At 35.3% G+C, this 17,588-nt stretch carries 17 protein-coding genes and 3 pseudogenes; 17 read left to right on the top strand and 3 right to left on the bottom strand.

Features of this window, described 5'->3' with window-relative positions:
• Positions 1–5: 5 nt before the first annotated feature.
• Positions 6–886 (top strand): annotated as a pseudogene (locus tag SRT_RS09930) (YitT family protein).
• Between the two features lie 48 nt (positions 887–934).
• Here the strand turns inward: SRT_RS09930 and argS are convergent.
• Positions 935–2,626: an arginine--tRNA ligase gene (gene argS / locus SRT_RS09925; protein WP_128833948.1), complete on the bottom strand. Its 1,692-nt coding sequence runs from the start codon at positions 2,624–2,626 to the stop codon at positions 935–937.
• Between the two features lie 171 nt (positions 2,627–2,797).
• Between argS and argR the strand changes: the two genes are divergently transcribed.
• The 11 genes and pseudogenes from argR (at position 2,798) to SRT_RS11295 (ending at position 13,659) form a co-directional block, all read left to right on the top strand.
• On the top strand, positions 2,798–3,235 hold the full coding sequence (argR, locus tag SRT_RS09920; protein WP_128833947.1) for an arginine repressor: 438 nt from the start codon (positions 2,798–2,800) through the stop codon (positions 3,233–3,235).
• Positions 3,232–3,579: a YlbF family regulator gene (locus tag SRT_RS09915; protein ID WP_128833946.1), complete on the top strand. Its 348-nt coding sequence runs from the start codon at positions 3,232–3,234 to the stop codon at positions 3,577–3,579. Before argR ends, SRT_RS09915 begins: the two co-directional genes overlap by 4 nt.
• A complete protein-coding gene (gene mutS, locus SRT_RS09910) occupies positions 3,572–6,121 on the top strand; it encodes a DNA mismatch repair protein MutS (RefSeq protein ID WP_128833945.1) in 2,550 nt (849 codons plus the stop codon). The genes SRT_RS09915 and mutS overlap by 8 nt, the downstream gene beginning before the upstream one ends.
• A 73-nt stretch (positions 6,122–6,194) precedes the next feature.
• On the top strand, positions 6,195–8,150 hold the full coding sequence (mutL, locus tag SRT_RS09905) for a DNA mismatch repair endonuclease MutL (RefSeq protein ID WP_128833944.1): 1,956 nt from the start codon (positions 6,195–6,197) through the stop codon (positions 8,148–8,150).
• A gap of 182 nt (positions 8,151–8,332) precedes the next feature.
• Entirely contained in the window at positions 8,333–8,926 is a 594-nt protein-coding gene (gene ruvA / locus SRT_RS09900; RefSeq protein ID WP_128834076.1) for a Holliday junction branch migration protein RuvA, read from the top strand.
• Between the two features lie 81 nt (positions 8,927–9,007).
• Positions 9,008–9,568 carry a DNA-3-methyladenine glycosylase I gene (locus SRT_RS09895; RefSeq protein ID WP_128833943.1) on the top strand — a complete coding sequence of 187 codons (561 nt, stop codon included), beginning with the start codon at positions 9,008–9,010 and terminating at the stop codon, positions 9,566–9,568.
• Between the two features lie 148 nt (positions 9,569–9,716).
• Positions 9,717–10,973, top strand: coding sequence for a competence/damage-inducible protein A (locus tag SRT_RS09890; RefSeq protein WP_128833942.1), 1,257 nt, complete (start codon positions 9,717–9,719; stop codon positions 10,971–10,973).
• Between the two features lie 39 nt (positions 10,974–11,012).
• Positions 11,013–12,164, top strand: coding sequence for a recombinase RecA (gene recA / locus SRT_RS09885; protein ID WP_128833941.1), 1,152 nt, complete (start codon positions 11,013–11,015; stop codon positions 12,162–12,164).
• 84 nt (positions 12,165–12,248) lie between these two features.
• Entirely contained in the window at positions 12,249–12,647 is a 399-nt protein-coding gene (gene spx, locus SRT_RS09880; protein ID WP_128833940.1) for a transcriptional regulator Spx, read from the top strand.
• A gap of 251 nt (positions 12,648–12,898) precedes the next feature.
• Positions 12,899–13,324 (top strand): hypothetical protein, encoded by a 426-nt coding sequence (locus SRT_RS09875; RefSeq protein WP_128833939.1) that lies wholly within the window; start codon positions 12,899–12,901, stop codon positions 13,322–13,324.
• Positions 13,325–13,465: 141 nt separating this feature from the next.
• Positions 13,466–13,659, top strand: a pseudogene (locus SRT_RS11295) (hypothetical protein).
• Here the strand turns inward: SRT_RS11295 and brsM are convergent.
• Complete coding sequence (gene brsM / locus SRT_RS09865) at positions 13,650–14,096, bottom strand: bacteriocin genes regulator BrsM (protein WP_128833938.1); 447 nt, start codon at positions 14,094–14,096, stop codon at positions 13,650–13,652. The pseudogene SRT_RS11295 and the gene brsM overlap by 10 nt on opposite strands.
• 12 nt (positions 14,097–14,108) lie before the next feature.
• Positions 14,109–14,544, bottom strand: a pseudogene (gene brsR, locus SRT_RS09860) (bacteriocin genes transcriptional regulator BrsR).
• Between the two features lie 167 nt (positions 14,545–14,711).
• Between brsR and SRT_RS09855 the strand changes: the two are divergent.
• From SRT_RS09855 to SRT_RS09835, 5 genes are all read left to right on the top strand, one after another.
• Entirely contained in the window at positions 14,712–14,981 is a 270-nt protein-coding gene (locus tag SRT_RS09855) for an IreB family regulatory phosphoprotein (RefSeq protein ID WP_128833937.1), read from the top strand.
• A complete protein-coding gene (gene ruvX, locus SRT_RS09850; RefSeq protein WP_128833936.1) occupies positions 14,978–15,397 on the top strand; it encodes a Holliday junction resolvase RuvX in 420 nt (139 codons plus the stop codon). Before SRT_RS09855 ends, ruvX begins: the two co-directional genes overlap by 4 nt.
• Positions 15,398–15,477: 80 nt before the next feature.
• Positions 15,478–15,777 carry a DUF1292 domain-containing protein gene (locus SRT_RS09845; protein WP_128833935.1) on the top strand — a complete coding sequence of 100 codons (300 nt, stop codon included), beginning with the start codon at positions 15,478–15,480 and terminating at the stop codon, positions 15,775–15,777.
• A 67-nt stretch (positions 15,778–15,844) separates the two neighbouring features.
• On the top strand, positions 15,845–15,973 hold the full coding sequence (locus tag SRT_RS11190) for a hypothetical protein (protein ID WP_128833934.1): 129 nt from the start codon (positions 15,845–15,847) through the stop codon (positions 15,971–15,973).
• 36 nt (positions 15,974–16,009) lie between these two features.
• Positions 16,010–17,581: a glycosyltransferase family protein gene (locus SRT_RS09835; protein ID WP_128833933.1), complete on the top strand. Its 1,572-nt coding sequence runs from the start codon at positions 16,010–16,012 to the stop codon at positions 17,579–17,581.
• The last annotated feature ends 7 nt before the right edge of the window (positions 17,582–17,588 follow it).

Raw genomic sequence — 17,588 nt, 5'->3', positions numbered from 1 at the left:
ATACAATGAAAATAGATTATACTATTCGTCTAAAAAATTTTATTTTTATTGCCTTAGGTGTAGCCATTTATGCTTTTGGTTTTGTCAATTTTAATATGGCAAATCATATTGCTGAGGGAGGTATGGCCGGTTTAACTTTAGTTTTTCATGCCCTTTTTGGTATCAATCCAACTTATACTGGCTATCTATTTAACTTACCCTTACTGTTGTTTGGAATTTATTTTTTTGGTCGCAAAATGATGGTTTACACCATTTATGGAACAACGTTGATGTACTTTTTTGTTCTATATCTTTCAAAAATTCCCTCCTTTATATTGATTTACAGCATGATTATCTAGTCGTCGCTTTAGTAGCTGGTATCTGTGCAGGTATTGGTAATGGAATTGTCTTTCGTTATGGAGGAACTACCGGCGGTTCAGATATTATTGCTCGTGTTATGGAGGATAGGTATGGTATTCAATTGGGTCAGGCTTTATTAATTTTTGATATTTTTGTTATGCTCTTATCTTTGACTTATGTCTCCATTCCACAAATGATGTATGCTCTGATTGCTAGCTTTATGTTCAGTCAAGTGGTTATTTTAGTCCAAAATGGAGGTTATTCTGTTCGAGGTGTCTTGATCATTACTGATAAGCATGAAGAAGTGGCTGAAGCCATTCTTGAGGAACTCAATCGAGGCGTCACTTATTTAAAAGGTCAAGGTGCTTACTCAGGTAAAGAAAAAATAGTTCTATATGTTGCTTTAAATCCTACAGATGTCAGGTTATTAAAGGAAATGATGGAAAAACTTGATCCAGATGCCTTCATTTCAATTTTAAATGTTGAAGAAGTTATTAGTCCTGACTTTATTGTTAGTAAGCGTGAACGCAAACTAGCCTATAAATAGGGAAAAATAAGCTGTTGGATATGTATTCCAACAGCTTATTATAATTGCTTACATTTCATTAGGCGCCTCAACACCCAGAAGGGCTAAGGCTTCTTTAAGAACGGTTGCGGTGGCATAACTGAGTGCAAGACGACTTTCATGTTCAGGGCTGTCGTCAAGAATGCGTGTGTGTGCATAATATTTGTTAAAGCTTTGTGCTAAGTGAATAGCAAATCTAGCGATAAGGGAGGGCTCAAAATTATCAGCTGCTCTAACGATGGTATTTGGAAAGTCCTGAATGAGTTTAATAATTTCCCAACTTTCAGTGTCATTTAACTGATAGTTTTTTGTTGCTTGAGGCTGAAAATTAGCTTTTCTAAGGATAGATTGAATACGAGCATGGGCATATTGAACATAAGGACCTGTTTCCCCTTCAAAAGAGACCATAGCTTCAAGATCAAAATCATAGCCATTTGTTCGGTCTGTTTTAAGGTCATAGAATTTTATAGCTCCGACACCAACAGCATGGGCAACGGCTTCTTTATTAGCTAAATCAGGGTTTTTAGCATCAATTTGTGCTAAGGAGCGTTTGACAGCTTCAGCAATTGTTGGCTCAAGTAAGATAACATTTCCTTTGCGGGTAGATAATTTTTGTCCATTTTTAGTAACGAGGCCAAAAGAGACATGCTGGATATCTTTGCTCCAAGCATAGCCCATTTCAGCTAATACAGCTTTTAATTGCTTGAAATGAGCAGTTTGTTCCTGACCGACAACATAGATAGCTTTAGCAAAGTTATAGGTACGTTTGCGATAAATGGCTGCTGCCAAATCGCGGGTAATATAGAGAGTAGCACCATCAGATTTCTTAATAAGGGCAGGGTGTTCAATGTCATATTTTTCAAGGTTAACAACTTGAGCTCCCTTAGACTCTTCTAAAAGTCCCTTCTCGGCTAGTAATTGGACAACCTCTTCCATTTTATTATTGTAAAAAGCTTCACCATTGTAGCTATCAAAATTTACATCAAGCTCAGCATAAAGACGATTGAATTCCATTAAGCTTTCATCGCGGAACCATTGCCAGAGTGCAAGAGCTTCCTCATCATTGTTTTCAAGTTTGCGGAACCATTCGCGAGCTTCTTTATCAATTTCTGGATTTTTTTCGGCTTCAGCATTAATGCGGACATAGAGCTTTAAAAGTTCATCAATAGGATGGGTTCTAACCGCTTCTTCACTGCCCCATTTTTTATAGGCAACAATAAGCATGCCAAACTGTTTGCCCCAGTCACCCAAGTGATTGATTTTAACGGTTTCATAGCCTAATTTTTGGAAAATATTAGATAAAGCATCACCGATAACAGTGGAGCGTAGATGTCCAATAGAAAAAGGCTTAGCAATATTAGGACTAGAAAGATCAATAGCAATATTGCGGCCTTGGCCAATGGCTGCTTGAGCATAATCTTCCCTTTTTTCAATAACCTCTTTTAATACTTGAGCTGAGATTTCTGACTTATTAAGAAAAAAATTAATATAAGGGCCGACAGCTTCGATCTTCTCAAAATAGCTATTATCAATTTGACTGACAAGTTCACTGGCAATGATTTGTGGCGCCTTATGCATAATTTTAGCTAAAGTGAATGTAGGAAAGGCTAAGTCCCCCATATTAGATTTCTTAGGTTTTTCCAACAGATTCGCAATGCTATCGTTATCTAAATCGGGAATAACTTGAGCGAGTTTTTCTGTAACTAATTGTTTATTATCCATTTATATCTCCTCAAAAGTAATCATTCTATTTTAACATAAATTACTAGGCTTTTGCTGAAAATTGATAAAAATCTAAAATTGTTTTTAAACAATACCCGCTAAATTTGAAAAGATGAAAAAACTCTTAATTTTTGATATAATTTTAAAGATAATTAGACAACGAGGAAACGAATGAATAAGAAAAATCGTCAACAACAAATCAAACGTATTATTCAAACACATCATATTGGCACTCAGGAAGACATAAAAACCCAACTTCAAAAAGAAGGCATTTCAGTCACTCAAGCAACTCTTTCACGGGACCTGCGTGAAATCGGCTTGCTTAAATTACGAGATGATGCGGGAAAGTTGTATTACAGTCTTTCGGAAAGAAATTCTTCTTACTTCACTCCAGTTATTCTGAGTTATATTTTAAAAGTTACCCGTGCAGAATTTATGCTTGTTCTTCACACCAATTTAGGAGAGGCAGATGTTTTAGCCAATCTAATTGATGAGACTGACAGTTCTGAAATTCTTGGGACAGTTGCTGGTGCGGATACTCTTTTGGTTGTCTGTAAGAATGAAGAAATTGCTAGTCAGTTAGAAAATGATGTTTTATTAAGTCTATGAGTTCATTTGAAGAAGCCTTAAATCATTTAATAGAACTTATAGGAGAACATGACAGTGTGCGAGATTATCAAGCTATTGAAAAGAAAATTAAGTCTTTGCCAGAATTAAGTAAGCTAGCACATGATATGAAGGCTTATCAGCAAGATGCTGTCCTTTTTCAAAAGATTGAAAAGAAAAGGGCTCAAAAAGAAGCAGATCAAAAGGCGCAGCAAATGGGAGAAGATTTGGATAAGCTCCCCATTGTTCAAGATTATCGGGCTAAAATGCAGGATGCTAGTGATCTTTTACAATATGTAACCAAAACTCTGGAAGAGAAAATAAATGAGGCGTTAGGAAATGACTAAGGAAAAACTATCTCCAGCAATGCAGCAGTATTTGGATATCAAAGAAGATTATCCAGATGCTTTTTTGCTTTTCCGTATGGGAGATTTTTATGAACTGTTTTATGACGATGCTGTTAAGGCTGCTCAGATTTTAGAAATTAGTCTAACCAGTCGCAATAAAAATGCCGACAATCCTATTCCTATGGCTGGGGTTCCTTATCATTCGGCTCAACAGTATATTGATGTTTTAATTGATCTAGGTTATAAAGTTGCCATTGCGGAACAAATGGAAGATCCCAAAAAAGCTATCGGTGTTGTTAAACGTGAAGTGGTTCAAGTAATTACACCGGGTACCGTTGTTGACTCAACTAAACCAGACAGTGCCAATAACTTTTTGGTGGCTTTAGATACTGATGGTAATCAGTTCGGTCTTTCTTACATGGATTTATCTACTGGGGAATTTTATGCGACAACCTTAGCAGATTTGACAGCAGTGAGAAGCGAAGTCCTCAATCTCAAAGCACGTGAATTGGTCATTGGCTTTGATCTCAATGAGGATGAAGAACAACTTTTTCGTAAGCAAATGAATCTGCTCTTGTCTTTCGAAAAAACGGTTTATGATGATGTTCACTTGCTGGATAATCAACTAGAAATGATAGAACTGACTGCAGCTGGTAAACTTTTGCAATATGTGCATCAAACTCAAAAACGTGAGTTGAGTCACTTGCAAAAATTGGTGCATTATGAAATTAAAGATTACTTGCAGATGGCTTATGCTACAAAATCTAGTTTGGATCTGTTAGAAAATGCCAGAAGCGGGAAAAAACACGGCAGTCTCTACTGGCTGTTAGATGAGACAAAAACAGCTATGGGAACACGTCTTTTGCGAAATTGGATTGATCGTCCTTTAGTCAGTTCAAGCCTTATCAGTAAACGTCAAGATATTATTCAGACTTTTCTAGAACACTTTTTTGAGCGCAGCGATCTTAGTGACAGCCTAAAAGGTGTTTATGATATAGAACGCTTAGCTAGTCGTGTTTCATTTGGGAAAGCCAATCCTAAGGATTTATTGCAATTAGGTCAAACCTTGGCGCAAGTTCCTGTCATCAAGGTTATTCTTGAAAGCTTTGACAGTCCAAGTTTAGAAAAACTGATTCATCAGATTGACACTCTTCCAGAATTAGAAGAGCTGATTCGTTCGGCTATAGATCCTAATGCCCCCATGACCATTACGGAAGGTAATATAATTCGAGAAGGTTTTGATGATACCTTAGATAAATATCGGACGGTGATGCGTGAAGGAACAAGTTGGATTGCTGACATTGAGACTAAGGAACGTCAGAAAAGCGGCATCTCAACCTTGAAGATTGATTATAACAAAAAAGACGGTTATTATTTTCATGTCACCAACTCTAATTTGTCTTTAGTACCAGATCATTTCTTTAGAAAGGCGACACTCAAAAATTCTGAACGTTTTGGAACAGCAGAGCTTGCCAAAATTGAAGGTGAAATGTTAGAAGCGCGTGAAGAATCTGCCAATTTAGAATATGATATTTTCATGCGTATCAGAGCACAGGTTGAATCTTATATTGAGCGTCTTCAAAATCTGGCCAAGAGCCTAGCGACTGTTGATGTTTTGCAAAGTTTAGCAGTAGTGGCTGAGAATAATCATTATGTCAGACCGACTTTTAATCATCAGCAGGAAGTCAGTATTGAAAATGGCCGCCATGCTGTTGTTGAAAAAGTTATGGGAACTCAAGAATACATTCCTAATACTATCAATTTTGACCAAAAGACAAGTATTCAACTGATTACTGGGCCTAATATGAGCGGTAAGTCAACTTATATGCGGCAATTAGCTTTGACGGTTATTATGGCGCAATTAGGCTCTTTTGTAGCAGCTGATTCGGCTAATTTGCCGATTTTTGATGCCATTTTCACTCGTATCGGAGCAGCAGATGATTTAATTTCAGGGCAGTCAACCTTTATGGTAGAGATGATGGAAGCTAATCATGCTATCAAGGCAGCGACACCTGATTCGCTCATTTTATTTGATGAGTTAGGTCGTGGAACTGCAACTTATGATGGAATGGCTTTAGCACAGGCTATTATTGAGTATATTCATAATAAAGTTGGGGCTAAAACACTATTTGCTACCCATTATCATGAGTTGACAGAACTGTCAACTAGCTTGACAAGTCTTGTCAATGTACATGTTGCTACTCTTGAAAAAGATGGAGAAGTCACTTTTCTTCATAAAATTGCTGCTGGACCAGCTGATAAATCTTATGGAATCCATGTTGCTAAAATTGCCGGCCTGCCTAAAGATTTACTTGATCGCGCTGACTGCATATTAGTTGATTTAGAAAAGATGAGTGCAGCTGTCTCAGTTAATCTTAAAAATGAGACCAAGGAAAGCCAGCCTGTGGAAGAGCAGTTGTCACTTTTTGCTATTGATAATAATTATGAAGAATTAATCAAAAAATTAAAACAACTAGACGTTACCAATTTAACACCAAGGGAAGCCATGAATGCCTTATTTGATTTGAAGGATCTACTATAACTCAAGAGCAATCTCAATTAAGATTGCTCTTTTAATTTATGGTATAATAAACACAATTTTAGTGAGGTGACTTATGTCAAAAATTATTGAACTGCCAGAAGTTTTAGCCAATCAAATTGCTGCTGGAGAGGTTATTGAAAGACCAGCTAGTGTTGTAAAAGAACTAGTTGAGAATGCTATTGACGCTGATAGCAGCCAAATTACAATAGAAATTGAAGAATCAGGACTGAAAAAAATTCAAGTAACTGACAATGGTCAAGGAATAGCACAAGCGGATGTAATGATGAGCTTACGTCGCCATGCGACTAGTAAAATTAAAAACAAATCCGATCTTTTTAGAATTAGGACCTTAGGTTTTAGAGGTGAGGCCCTTCCATCAATTGCTTCTATTAGCAGACTAACATTAAAAACAGCAACAAAAGGGGAAATACACGGTACTTTATTAATCGCAAATGGTGGTAAAATTGAAAAAGAAGAAGCCATTAGTACCCCTATTGGAACCAAAGTCAGTGTTGAAAATCTTTTCTTCAATACCCCTGCTCGCCTTAAATATATGAAAAGTTTGCAGGCAGAGCTCGCTCATATTATTGATGTCATTAATCGTCTTAGCTTGGCGCATCCCGAAATTGCTTTCACGCTTATTAATGATGGTCGTGAATTAACAAAAACGGCAGGTAAAGGCGATTTGCGTCAAGCTTTAGCAGGTATTTATGGGGTAACCACTGCTAAAAAAATGGTCGAAATTTCAAATGCAGATCTTGATTTTGAGGTATCTGGTTATATTAGTTTGCCTGAATTAACGCGAGCTAATCGCAATTATATTACCATTCTTATTAACGGGCGTTATATAAAAAATTTTTTGCTCAATCGCGCTATTCTTGATGGTTATGGTTCAAAATTAATGGTGGGACGTTTTCCAATTGCTGTTATAGACATTCAAATTGACCCTTATTTAGCAGATGTTAATGTTCATCCAACTAAGCAGGAAGTTCGTATTTCTAAAGAAAAAGAGTTGATGAATCTCATTAGTTCGGCAATTGCAGACAGTTTAAGAGAACAAGACTTGATTCCTGATGCTTTGGAAAATCTTGCTAAAACTAGCACAAACAAGAAACAAAAGTTTGAACAAACACAGCTTCCTCTTAAACAATCAAATCTTTACTATGATAAGACTCAAAATGACTTCTTTCTCAAAGAAACAACAGTTTCAGAAGCATCAAGCGAGTTTACAAAGGTTGGCGAGGTTGTAAATAATGCTGATGAAACGCCAGAACATAATAGTGTAAAATATGCTGAGCGGCACACTCTGTCTTCTGAAAACAAAGTGCATCCAAGTATTACCATGACAGACAAAAAACAACAGCGTCAGCTTGATAAAATTGTTGAAAGTCTAGAAAATGAAGAAAAGTCAACTTTTCCTGAGTTAGAATATTTTGGTCAAATGCATGGGACTTACCTCTTTGCTCAAGGTGAAGGTGGGCTTTATATCATAGATCAACATGCTGCTCAAGAACGTGTTAAATATGAATACTATCGTGATAAAATTGGAGAAGTAGATAATAGTTTACAGCAGCTTTTAGTACCTTATCTTTTTGAATTTCCTGCTAACGATTTTATGACCTTACAAGAAAAAATGAGCATTCTAAATGAGGTGGGGATTCACTTAGAGAACTATGGAGAGAATACTTTCATTTTGAGAGAACATCCTATTTGGTTACAGGAAAAAGAAATTGAATCAGCCGTCTATGAGATGTGTGACATGTTGTTGTTGACAAATGAAGTCTCCATTAAGAAATATCGAGCAGAATTAGCTATTATGATGTCTTGCAAGCGCTCTATCAAGGCTAATCATACTTTGGATGATTATTCTGCCAGAAATCTCTTAATTCAATTATCACAGTGCAAAAATCCTTACAATTGTCCTCATGGACGTCCTGTGCTTGTGAATTTTACAAAAGCTGATATGGAAAAGATGTTTCGTCGCATTCAAGAAAACCATACTAGTTTGAGAGAATTAGGGAAATACTAAGATAAAGCTAAATTACTTATTTATGCTGTAAAGAATGTGTCAATATATTGTAAACTTTTTTGGGGGGGAGGTAATGGCAAGTTCTTTTTATTTTATTAGTAGACCAGCAAGTCAATATTTGTAACTGATTTTTCCTTTCGTTTTAATTTATGCTATACTATTATGCAATAAAAGGAGAAATGATGTACGATTATATTAAGGGTAATTTAACCAAAATTACAGCTAAATATATTGTTTTAGAAGCTGGCGGACTAGGTTATATAATTAATGTTGCCAATCCCTATAGTTTTTCTGAACAGATAAATCAAGCTATTCAAATTTATGTTCACCATGTTGTCCGTGAAGATGCCCATCTTCTTTATGGTTTTCACACTGAGGATGAAAAAGCGGTTTTTCTTAATCTTATCTCTGTTTCAGGAATCGGTCCAACTTCAGCACTAGCTATTATTGCGGCTGACGATAATGAAGGTTTGGTTAAAGCCATTGACCACAGTGATGTGAAATATTTGATGAAATTCCCTAAAATTGGGAAGAAAACAGCTCAACAAATGGTGCTTGATTTAGCAGGTAAATTTGTAGATATTAATGAAGTCTCAACTGATAAAAGCAAAGCGAGTATTACTAATAATAATCAAGAACTTGAAGAGGCAGTTGAAGCACTTTTGGCTCTCGGTTACAAAGCAAATGAACTTAAGAAGATTAAAAAATTTTTTGAAGGAACGACTGATACGGCAGAAAATTATATTAAATCTGCTCTAAAAATGTTGATGAAATAGTAGTTTTAAAGTACCTGTGTCAATATGCTCGTTTGAGAATAGGTAATTTATAAAAACTCTATGTATATGAAAGGAATAGTAATGAAGCGTTGCAGTTGGGTAAAAGAAAGCAATCCTTTGTATGTTATTTATCATGATAAAGAATGGGGGCAGCCATTGCATGATGAGCAAAGATTATTTGAATTACTGTGTTTAGAAACTTATCAAGCTGGACTTTCCTGGGAAACTATTCTCAACAAACGTGAGGCTTTTGAATCTGTTTTTCATCATTATGAAATTGATAAAGTAGCCGCTATGTCTGATGAAGCATTGGAAGAGATTTTGAAAAATCCGAAGGTTGTTCGTAATCGCAGAAAAATTTATGCAACGCGCCATAACGCACAAGCGTTTTTGGCTATACAGAAAACATTTGGAAGTTTTGATCATTATCTTTGGTCTTGGGTGAACTTTACACCAATTGACAATTTTGTCAAGGACTATCAAAGTATACCTGCTCAAACGAGTTTATCAGAAAGGATTGCTAAGGATTTAAAAAAGAAGGGCTTTAAGTTTGTTGGTCCTGTTTGCATTTATTCTTATTTACAGGCAGCAGGTTTAATTAATGATCACGAAGTTGATTGCGATTTTAACCCTAAAAAATAAGACATTTTCACTAAGAGGTTTAATTAGCTCAATTTATTTGTCAAACCAGTTCTGCTGTTCATTATTTGAAAACCCCTCTAAAAAATTTAGAGGGATTTGTGCTATAATATGGTCAATCTTTTACGAATATAATATTGAGGAGGTTAGAATGAAATCTGAGATCATTGCTGTTGGAACGGAAATTTTAACAGGACAAATTGTTAATACTAATAGCCAATTTTTATCAGAAAAATTCGCAGAATTAGGAATTGATGTTTATTTTCAAACAGCGGTTGGTGATAATGAAGAACGCCTTTTATCTGTTTTGAAAATTGCAAAGGAACGTAGTGATTTAATCGTACTTTGTGGTGGTTTGGGACCAACAGAAGATGATTTAACAAAACAAACCCTAGCAAAATTTTTGAAAAGAGAATTGGTGTTTGATAAAACAGCTCAGGAACGTCTAGATGAATTTTTTGCATCACGTCCGACATCTGCGCGTACGCCAAATAATGAATGTCAGGCGCAGATTATAGCAGGAAGCCAGCCTTTATCTAATGAAACAGGCTTAGCAGTTGGGGGGTTTTTGGAGGCAGATGGAGTGACTTATGTTGTGTTACCTGGTCCGCCTAGTGAATTGAAGCCGATGGTTAACAAAGAGTTACTCCCTTATTTATCAAAAACTTCTGAGAAGCTTTATTCTCGTGTCTTACGCTTTTTTGGCATTGGTGAGAGTCGTTTGGTGACCTTGTTGCATGACTTAATAGCGAAGCAAACAGATCCCACAATTGCTCCTTATGCTAAGACAGGTGAGGTAACAATACGTTTATCAACAAAAGCCCATAGGCAGAAAGAAGCAGATAGTAAGTTAGATAAGTTGGAAAAGAAAATTGTAGCTATTGATAACTTGGTTGATTATTTTTATGGTTATGGTGAAGAAAACTCATTACCACAGGTTGTATTTGATCTGCTTAAGGAAAGAGGTAAAACTATTACAGCAGCTGAAAGTTTAACAGCAGGCCTTTTTCAGGCAAGATTAGCAGATTTTGCAGGAGCATCTGATATCTTTAAGGGAGGTTTTATAACTTACAGTATAGAAGAGAAGGCTAGAATGCTAGGTATTCCTCTTGAAGCTCTCCAACTTCATGGTGTTGTTAGTGCTTTTACTGCTGAAAAGATGGCAGAGCGCTCGCGTCGGCTGACTCAATCAGATTTAGCTGTTTCTTTAACAGGAGTTGCAGGCCCGGATAGCTTAGAAAGTCAGCCGGCAGGGACAGTTTTTATCGGTTTGTCAAGTTCCAAAAGAACAATGGCAATCAAAGTGTTAATTGGCGGACGCAGTCGGTCTGATGTGCGTTATATCGCTGTTTTACATGCTTTTAATTTAGTACGTCAAACTTTATTATCTCATAAAAATTTAGTATAATAAAAAGACGGATTTAAAACATAGAATAGGAGAAAAAGATTGGCCAAAAGAACAAAAAAGACAGAAGAAATAACGAAAAAATTTGGTGATGAGCGTAAGAAAGCTCTTGATGATGCTTTGAAAAATATCGAAAAAGATTTTGGTAAAGGTGCAGTTATGCGCCTGGGTGAGCGTGCTGAACAAAAGGTTCAGGTTATGAGTTCAGGAAGTCTAGCCCTTGATATTGCTCTTGGAGCAGGCGGCTATCCAAAAGGACGTATCGTTGAGATTTACGGACCAGAATCTTCTGGTAAGACAACTGTTGCTCTTCATGCTGTTGCTCAGGCACAAAAAGATGGCGGTATTGCTGCTTTTATTGATGCAGAACATGCCCTTGATCCAGCCTATGCTGCTGCTCTTGGCGTTAATATTGATGAGCTTTTGCTTTCACAACCAGATTCAGGAGAACAGGGTCTTGAAATTGCAGGGAAATTGATTGATTCTGGTGCTGTTGATTTAGTTGTTGTTGACTCAGTAGCAGCTTTAGTACCACGTGCGGAGATTGACGGAGATATTGGTGATAGTCATGTTGGCTTACAAGCACGCATGATGAGTCAAGCTATGCGCAAATTATCAGCTTCAATCAATAAAACAAAAACCATTGCTATTTTTATTAATCAATTGCGGGAAAAAGTTGGTATTATGTTTGGTAATCCAGAAACAACTCCTGGCGGGCGTGCTTTGAAGTTTTATTCTTCTGTGCGTCTTGATGTCCGTGGCAATACTCAAATTAAAGGAACCGGGGAACAAAAAGACAGCAATATTGGTAAAGAGACCAAAATTAAAGTTGTTAAAAATAAAGTTGCTCCACCATTTAAAGAAGCTTTTGTAGAAATTATGTATGGTGAAGGCATTTCCCGTACAGGTGAATTAGTTAAGATTGCTAGTGATTTGGGAATTATCCAAAAAGCTGGAGCTTGGTACTCTTATAATGGTGAAAAAATTGGGCAAGGTTCTGAAAATGCTAAAAAATTCCTAGCTAATAATCCAGAAATTTTTGATGACATCGATCATAAAGTGCGTGTTCAATATGGTTTAATTGAGGAAGATAATACTGAAGAAAGACAGTCTTCTAAAGGAAAAGAAATTGATGAAAAAGCTGACCAAAACCTTGTTTTAGAGCTGGATGATGCAATTGAGCTTGAAGATTAAATAAAAATAGGTCCCAAGACCGACTCTTTATTTAATGACCTATGCTAAGATAATATTATCCTGTAAGGAAAGAGAGATTTAAACATGATTAAAATTTATACAATTTCAAGCTGTACAAGCTGTAAGAAAGCGAAAACATGGCTTAATGCTCATCAACTCCCTTATAAAGAACAAAACTTAGCAAAAGATCCTTTAAGTAAAGAAGAAATTTTAAATATCCTTTCAAAAACAGAAAATGGAATTGAGAGCATTGTATCCTCTAAAAACCGCTATGCTAAGGCTCTCCATTGCAATATTGATGATTTGAGTGTCAATGAAGTCATTGATCTCATCAAAGAAAATCCACGAATTTTAAAAAGTCCGATTTTAATTGATGACAAACGTCTTCAGATAGGTTATAAGGAAGATGATATTCGAGCTTTTTTACCGCGTTCTATTCGTAATGTTGAAAATACAGCAGCTCGTTTAAGGGCAGCTTTATAAGAATGTTTAAAGCAATGAAAAGTCATTTGTTTAACATCAAAATATTTCATTCGAAAAACTCTATGGATATTGCCATATTCCCCAATCGTTGTTAGATAGCTAAATCAGCAATTGGAGAATATGGCAATTTTATTGTTGCCGCATTTTGAGATGTTATGTGATGGCTAGACGTTTATCCTGTGATTAAGTTTTTCATTCCTTGCTTAGTTTTCCTTTAATATGCTATACTGAATAATAAGGAGAATAAGAATATGAAAAGAAGTGATAAGACAAAGATAGAAAAAAGGTTGGCTCCATTTTGGCTATATTTTAAACTTATAACAGCTTTAGGACTGATAATCTCTTTGATTGTGCTTTATCTGCATTCATCTCAATGGTTGTTCATTGTTCCCGTTGCTTATTTGTTTGGCCTTTTACTGTTGCTTTCACGAACAAAATTAGAGGGTTGGCCCTTGGTCTTACTCAGCTTTGTTAGATATGCTATTATCTTTTTTACTTTTACTTATGGTGCTTTTGTTATTCTAGATGTTAAACAAGGCGTTGGTATAAAAGAAGCATTAACGGCTCCTTATCGTTTGTCTCTTCTCGTTTTTGAACCTACGATGCCTTTTTCAGGTATTTTAGTTGGAATAGTTATACTTTTGCTCTTCCTTTTTGCTTATAGAAAAAGAAAGTAACTTAAACTTGTACTATAGTATGATGTTGAAAGAGGCTTGTCAGTCTGAATATGCAGATTCCTTAACTTACTAAGTTAAGGTGAGTAATTTTTTACGATTAACACGATAATCATTTAATCTTATGTTAAGCAGCGAAAGAGAGTGAAACGTTTTAATTTAAGGGAAGTCAAAGAGTTTAATCACCAAATAGATAATAATCCTGATATTCACAAACTAATAATACAATGCTTAGAAAAAATTCTGTGGGATTTCTCTTTGCTTAATGAGGAAACTGTTTGCCATCAAACTTGCCTCTACCTATATTAAAACTAAAACGATTCAAAGGTTATACTTGATGCAGCTTCTTGTTGATTTTTTGAATGTTTTTTTTATTTTCAAAATAGCAGAACAAGTAAATGAGGATATAAATAATAGAAACTAAAAGGAGGAAAAAAACTAAATATTTCCGAGTCATGTAAAACCAATGTAAATAAGATCCAGCTAAGATAAGTGGTAGGACAATGAATAAATAGTGAATCAAACTTGTAGTTAGTAGACTGAGTTTTTCATTTTTAAAGAGGCTGCTAGCCAATCCTTGTAAAACACCTAGAAGAGCAAAAATGAAAAGTTGAACTGCTGTTGCTTGTGAAACTGATGAAAAAAGTTTAACAAAGCTTGGAACGCCAAGTGGGCTACTATTTGGGAAAAAGAAGATGGCTATGAAATAATTCATTAAAGAACCGATTCCTATACCAATAAAACTGTAAGTAATAATCTGTTTGAGTATTTTCATGATATGCCTCCATTAAAGATTTAATTGTTCTTTGAAGCGTTTCAAACTTCGCCTAGCCACAAAACTGACTGTTCCATTTTTGAAAGTCACTTCAATGCTGCCTCGGATGGTCAAATTCAATTGTTTAATATATTTGATATTGATGATTTCACCTTGGGAAATACGAATAAAAGGTGTTCCTAATTCTTGCTCAAAAAAGTAGAGTCTTTGTTTAGCCAAATAGGTATCGGTTGGTGTTTGAATTAAGACCTGTTTGTTTTCCGTGAAAATACGAATCACTTTTTCTAGTGGGATAAACTCTAATCGTTTATTTTTGTAACCATAAATGATATTAGGCCTTGTTGAATAAAATCAATCACACCTTTTGCGTTTGTTTATCAATATGACGTGTATAGATTTGGAGTAAGGGTTTCTTAAAGTTTGAATCCTTGATAATTTCTAATTTCATCAGCAATCACCCTTTCTTGATTTTAGTATATAGAATTTTGTGGGGAGTAGCCAGACTTTTTGGATAAGTGGTGTTTAATTTAAGATAAGTAGTTCTTCTTCTTGTGAAAATACTTAAAATAAGATATAATGTAACATGATATTCCCTATGAGAAAGAAGGTGTTATTATGGGATTTACAGATGAAACGGTCCGTTTTAACCTTGACGATGGCAATAAGAAGGAAATTAGTGAAACCTTGACTCATGTCTATCGTTCTTTGGAAGAAAAAGGTTATAATCCAATCAATCAAATTGTAGGTTATGTCTTAAGTGGGGATCCTGCTTATGTGCCTCGCTATAATGACGCTCGAAATCAAATTCGAAAATATGAACGTGACGAAATTGTTGAAGAATTAGTGCGTTACTATTTGCAAGGGAATGGGATTGATTTAAGATGAGAATAATGGGACTGGATGTTGGTTCAAAAACAGTTGGTGTTGCTGTTAGTGACCCACTGGGGTTTACAGCACAGGGTCTTGAAATTATTCCTATTAATGAAGCTAAAGGAGAGTTTGGCTTTAATCGTCTGGCTGATTTGGTTAAGGACTACAAGGTTGAAAAGTTTGTAGTTGGTTTACCTAAAAATATGAATAATACAAGTGGTCCGCGTGTTGAGGCTAGTCAGGCTTATGGTGAGAAAATCAAAGAATTTTTCAATTTACCTGTTGAATATCAGGATGAACGTTTGACAACTGTTCAAGCTGAACGAATGCTAGTTGAGCAGGCTGATGTTAGTCGTGGTAAGCGAAAAAAGGTTATTGATAAGTTGGCTGCTCAGCTGATTTTACAAAATTATTTGGATCGTATGTTTTAAAGGGCTTTAAGTTATAAATTGTTGTATCTTATTGTCATAATTTTGAATATCCTATTAGAAAGTGCAAACAGGAGGCAACTATGTCACATAATCATGAACAAGAGCATGATCTTATCACGCTTGTTGATGAACAAGGAAATGAAGCTTTGTTCGAAGTTCTTTTGACTATTGATGGTAAAGAGGAATTTGGAAAAAATTATGTTCTCTTGGTCCCAGCGGGTGCTGAAGAAGATGCTGATGGTCAAATTGAAATTCAAGCCTATTCATTTACTGAAAATGAAGATGGAACAGAAGGGGATCTTCAACCTATTCCAGAAGATGCTGATGCTGAATGGATTATGATCGAAGAAGTCTTTAATAGTTTTTTAGATGAAGACTGATAGAAATGTCTGATAATCAGGCTTTTTCTTTTTGCCTTATTTACGAATAAATAAATGAGGTGATATCATGAAAACGAAAGAAAGCTTAACACAGCAAGAAAAGAAGTTTTTGAAAGCCTATGATAGGAAGACTTTGCATCATTTTAGAGACATTTTAACTTATTGCTTTATCTTGGATAAATTGACTAATAAGTAGATTTTGTTATACTTTTAATAGGAAATTTCAAGGAGAATGGGTTTGGATAAGAGACAAAACAATTATCGGAGAGAAACAACTAGAAAAATAAATGCGAATACTCACTTGAGTGCTAACCAACGCGAAGCTGAAGTGAGTTCTTTACATCGTTTTTATATCGTCATGTTTAGTATTTTTGTCAGTTTTTTTAGTGTGGCTATGCCCTTTTTTACTGATTTTAGCAATGCTGTTCAATCTCAAAATCTTTATACAGGTTTTATGATGACGCAAAATCATTTGCCCTATAGTGATATTTTTTCAACAGGCGGCTTTCTTTACTATGCGGTAATTGCACTTAGTTATCGTTTAGGAGGCAGTATTTGGCTGGTTTTAGTCCAGTTTGCTAGTTTTTACTTTTCGGGTATCTATCTTTATAAGATTGTTTATCATATGACTGGCAAAGAAGAGGTGACGATTAATACTATATTGCTCTTTTATTTGGCTAATTTTTCTCTGGGTTTTGGGGGGCTGTATCCTGTTCAATTTGCTATGCCTTTTGTGTTATTGTCCCTTTGGTTTTTAACTAAATATTTTGCAGGTTTGACAAGAGATGAAGGATTTATTGTTTATGGCTTGACAGGAGCATTAGCTTATTTAATCGAGCCACGGACTCTTTTCTTTTGGCTGGTGTCTTTAGTAATTATCTGTATCTATAATGTGAAGCATCATCAGCATGCTCGTGGATTCTATCAGTTTCTTTGTATTGTTTTTGGTGGTATCCTAGTATTTTATATTTTGGGCTATTTTATTTTAAATATGCAAATTCTGTCATCTTATATCGCCCAAGCTGGGACTTACTACTTTACTCATTTTGCTCTTGGGAAAGATGATATTTTACTGACAATTCTCTTTCAAATTTTTGTTCTCTTTGCTTCAGGCTTACTGATGGGTGCTTTAACTTTTTTCAATCATATCAAGCGTGAAAATGATCGTGATGACTTGATTAAATCTATTGTCTTTTTAAGTTTTGTTTTAAGTTTGATTTTTATTTTATTATCACAGAGTTTTGCAACTTATCAATTTTTGCTGCTTTTACCTTTTGGTCTTGTCTTGACTGGCCTTTATCTTGATGATGAATATAAGGAATCTTTAAAGCGTAAATCACGTCGGCGAAAACAACATAGACGTCTATCGCATAAAGTCTTTGATCTTTTTTTACTTAGGCATTTCTATCTTCCCTGTCTTTTATTTGCTTATGGTTTAGCTCAGCCTATTATTCACTACATTTCTTCTTATCACTTAAATCAGGAACGTGCTCAGATTGCAGATTATATTAGAGAAAATACAGATGAAAAAACAAGAATTTATTCATGGGATTCCAGTGCAAAAATTTACTTTGACGCTAATCGGCGCTCTAGTGCACAATTCCCTTTACCAATGGTTAATACGGCTAAACAATCAAATCGTAAAGCATTAGAAGATGAACTTTTGCAAAATGAAGCTACTTATGTTGCTGTTAATGAGAAATCGAAGCGATTGCCATCGGTTTTAAAACAGAATTTTTCAAATAATTATAAAGTTGTTTCCTTAAAGAATCGTTCAGATTTTACAGTTTATCAGAGAAAATAGGTTTTAT

Origin of the sequence: Streptococcus troglodytae (assembly GCF_002355215.1) — a bacterium.
Taxonomy (GTDB): domain Bacteria; phylum Bacillota; class Bacilli; order Lactobacillales; family Streptococcaceae; genus Streptococcus; species Streptococcus troglodytae.
Note: the sequence above shows the minus strand (reverse complement) of the source record. Positions and strands in the feature narration are given on the sequence as shown.

Bases quoted from the DNA above. Each gene is read 5' to 3' on its own strand.
- argS (WP_128833948.1), bottom strand. From the start codon at position 2,626: ATGGATAATAAACAATTAGTTACAGAAAAACTCGCTCAAGTTATTCCC.
- argR (WP_128833947.1), top strand. From the start codon at position 2,798: ATGAATAAGAAAAATCGTCAACAACAAATCAAACGTATTATTCAAACA.
- SRT_RS09915 (WP_128833946.1), top strand. From the start codon at position 3,232: ATGAGTTCATTTGAAGAAGCCTTAAATCATTTAATAGAACTTATAGGA.
- mutS (WP_128833945.1), top strand. From the start codon at position 3,572: ATGACTAAGGAAAAACTATCTCCAGCAATGCAGCAGTATTTGGATATC.
- mutL (WP_128833944.1), top strand. From the start codon at position 6,195: ATGTCAAAAATTATTGAACTGCCAGAAGTTTTAGCCAATCAAATTGCT.
- ruvA (WP_128834076.1), top strand. From the start codon at position 8,333: ATGTACGATTATATTAAGGGTAATTTAACCAAAATTACAGCTAAATAT.
- SRT_RS09895 (WP_128833943.1), top strand. From the start codon at position 9,008: ATGAAGCGTTGCAGTTGGGTAAAAGAAAGCAATCCTTTGTATGTTATT.
- SRT_RS09890 (WP_128833942.1), top strand. From the start codon at position 9,717: ATGAAATCTGAGATCATTGCTGTTGGAACGGAAATTTTAACAGGACAA.
- spx (WP_128833940.1), top strand. From the start codon at position 12,249: ATGATTAAAATTTATACAATTTCAAGCTGTACAAGCTGTAAGAAAGCG.
- SRT_RS09875 (WP_128833939.1), top strand. From the start codon at position 12,899: ATGAAAAGAAGTGATAAGACAAAGATAGAAAAAAGGTTGGCTCCATTT.
- brsM (WP_128833938.1), bottom strand. From the start codon at position 14,096: ATGAAAATACTCAAACAGATTATTACTTACAGTTTTATTGGTATAGGA.
- SRT_RS09855 (WP_128833937.1), top strand. From the start codon at position 14,712: ATGGGATTTACAGATGAAACGGTCCGTTTTAACCTTGACGATGGCAAT.
- ruvX (WP_128833936.1), top strand. From the start codon at position 14,978: ATGAGAATAATGGGACTGGATGTTGGTTCAAAAACAGTTGGTGTTGCT.
- SRT_RS09845 (WP_128833935.1), top strand. From the start codon at position 15,478: ATGTCACATAATCATGAACAAGAGCATGATCTTATCACGCTTGTTGAT.
- SRT_RS11190 (WP_128833934.1), top strand. From the start codon at position 15,845: ATGAAAACGAAAGAAAGCTTAACACAGCAAGAAAAGAAGTTTTTGAAA.
- SRT_RS09835 (WP_128833933.1), top strand. From the start codon at position 16,010: ATGGGTTTGGATAAGAGACAAAACAATTATCGGAGAGAAACAACTAGA.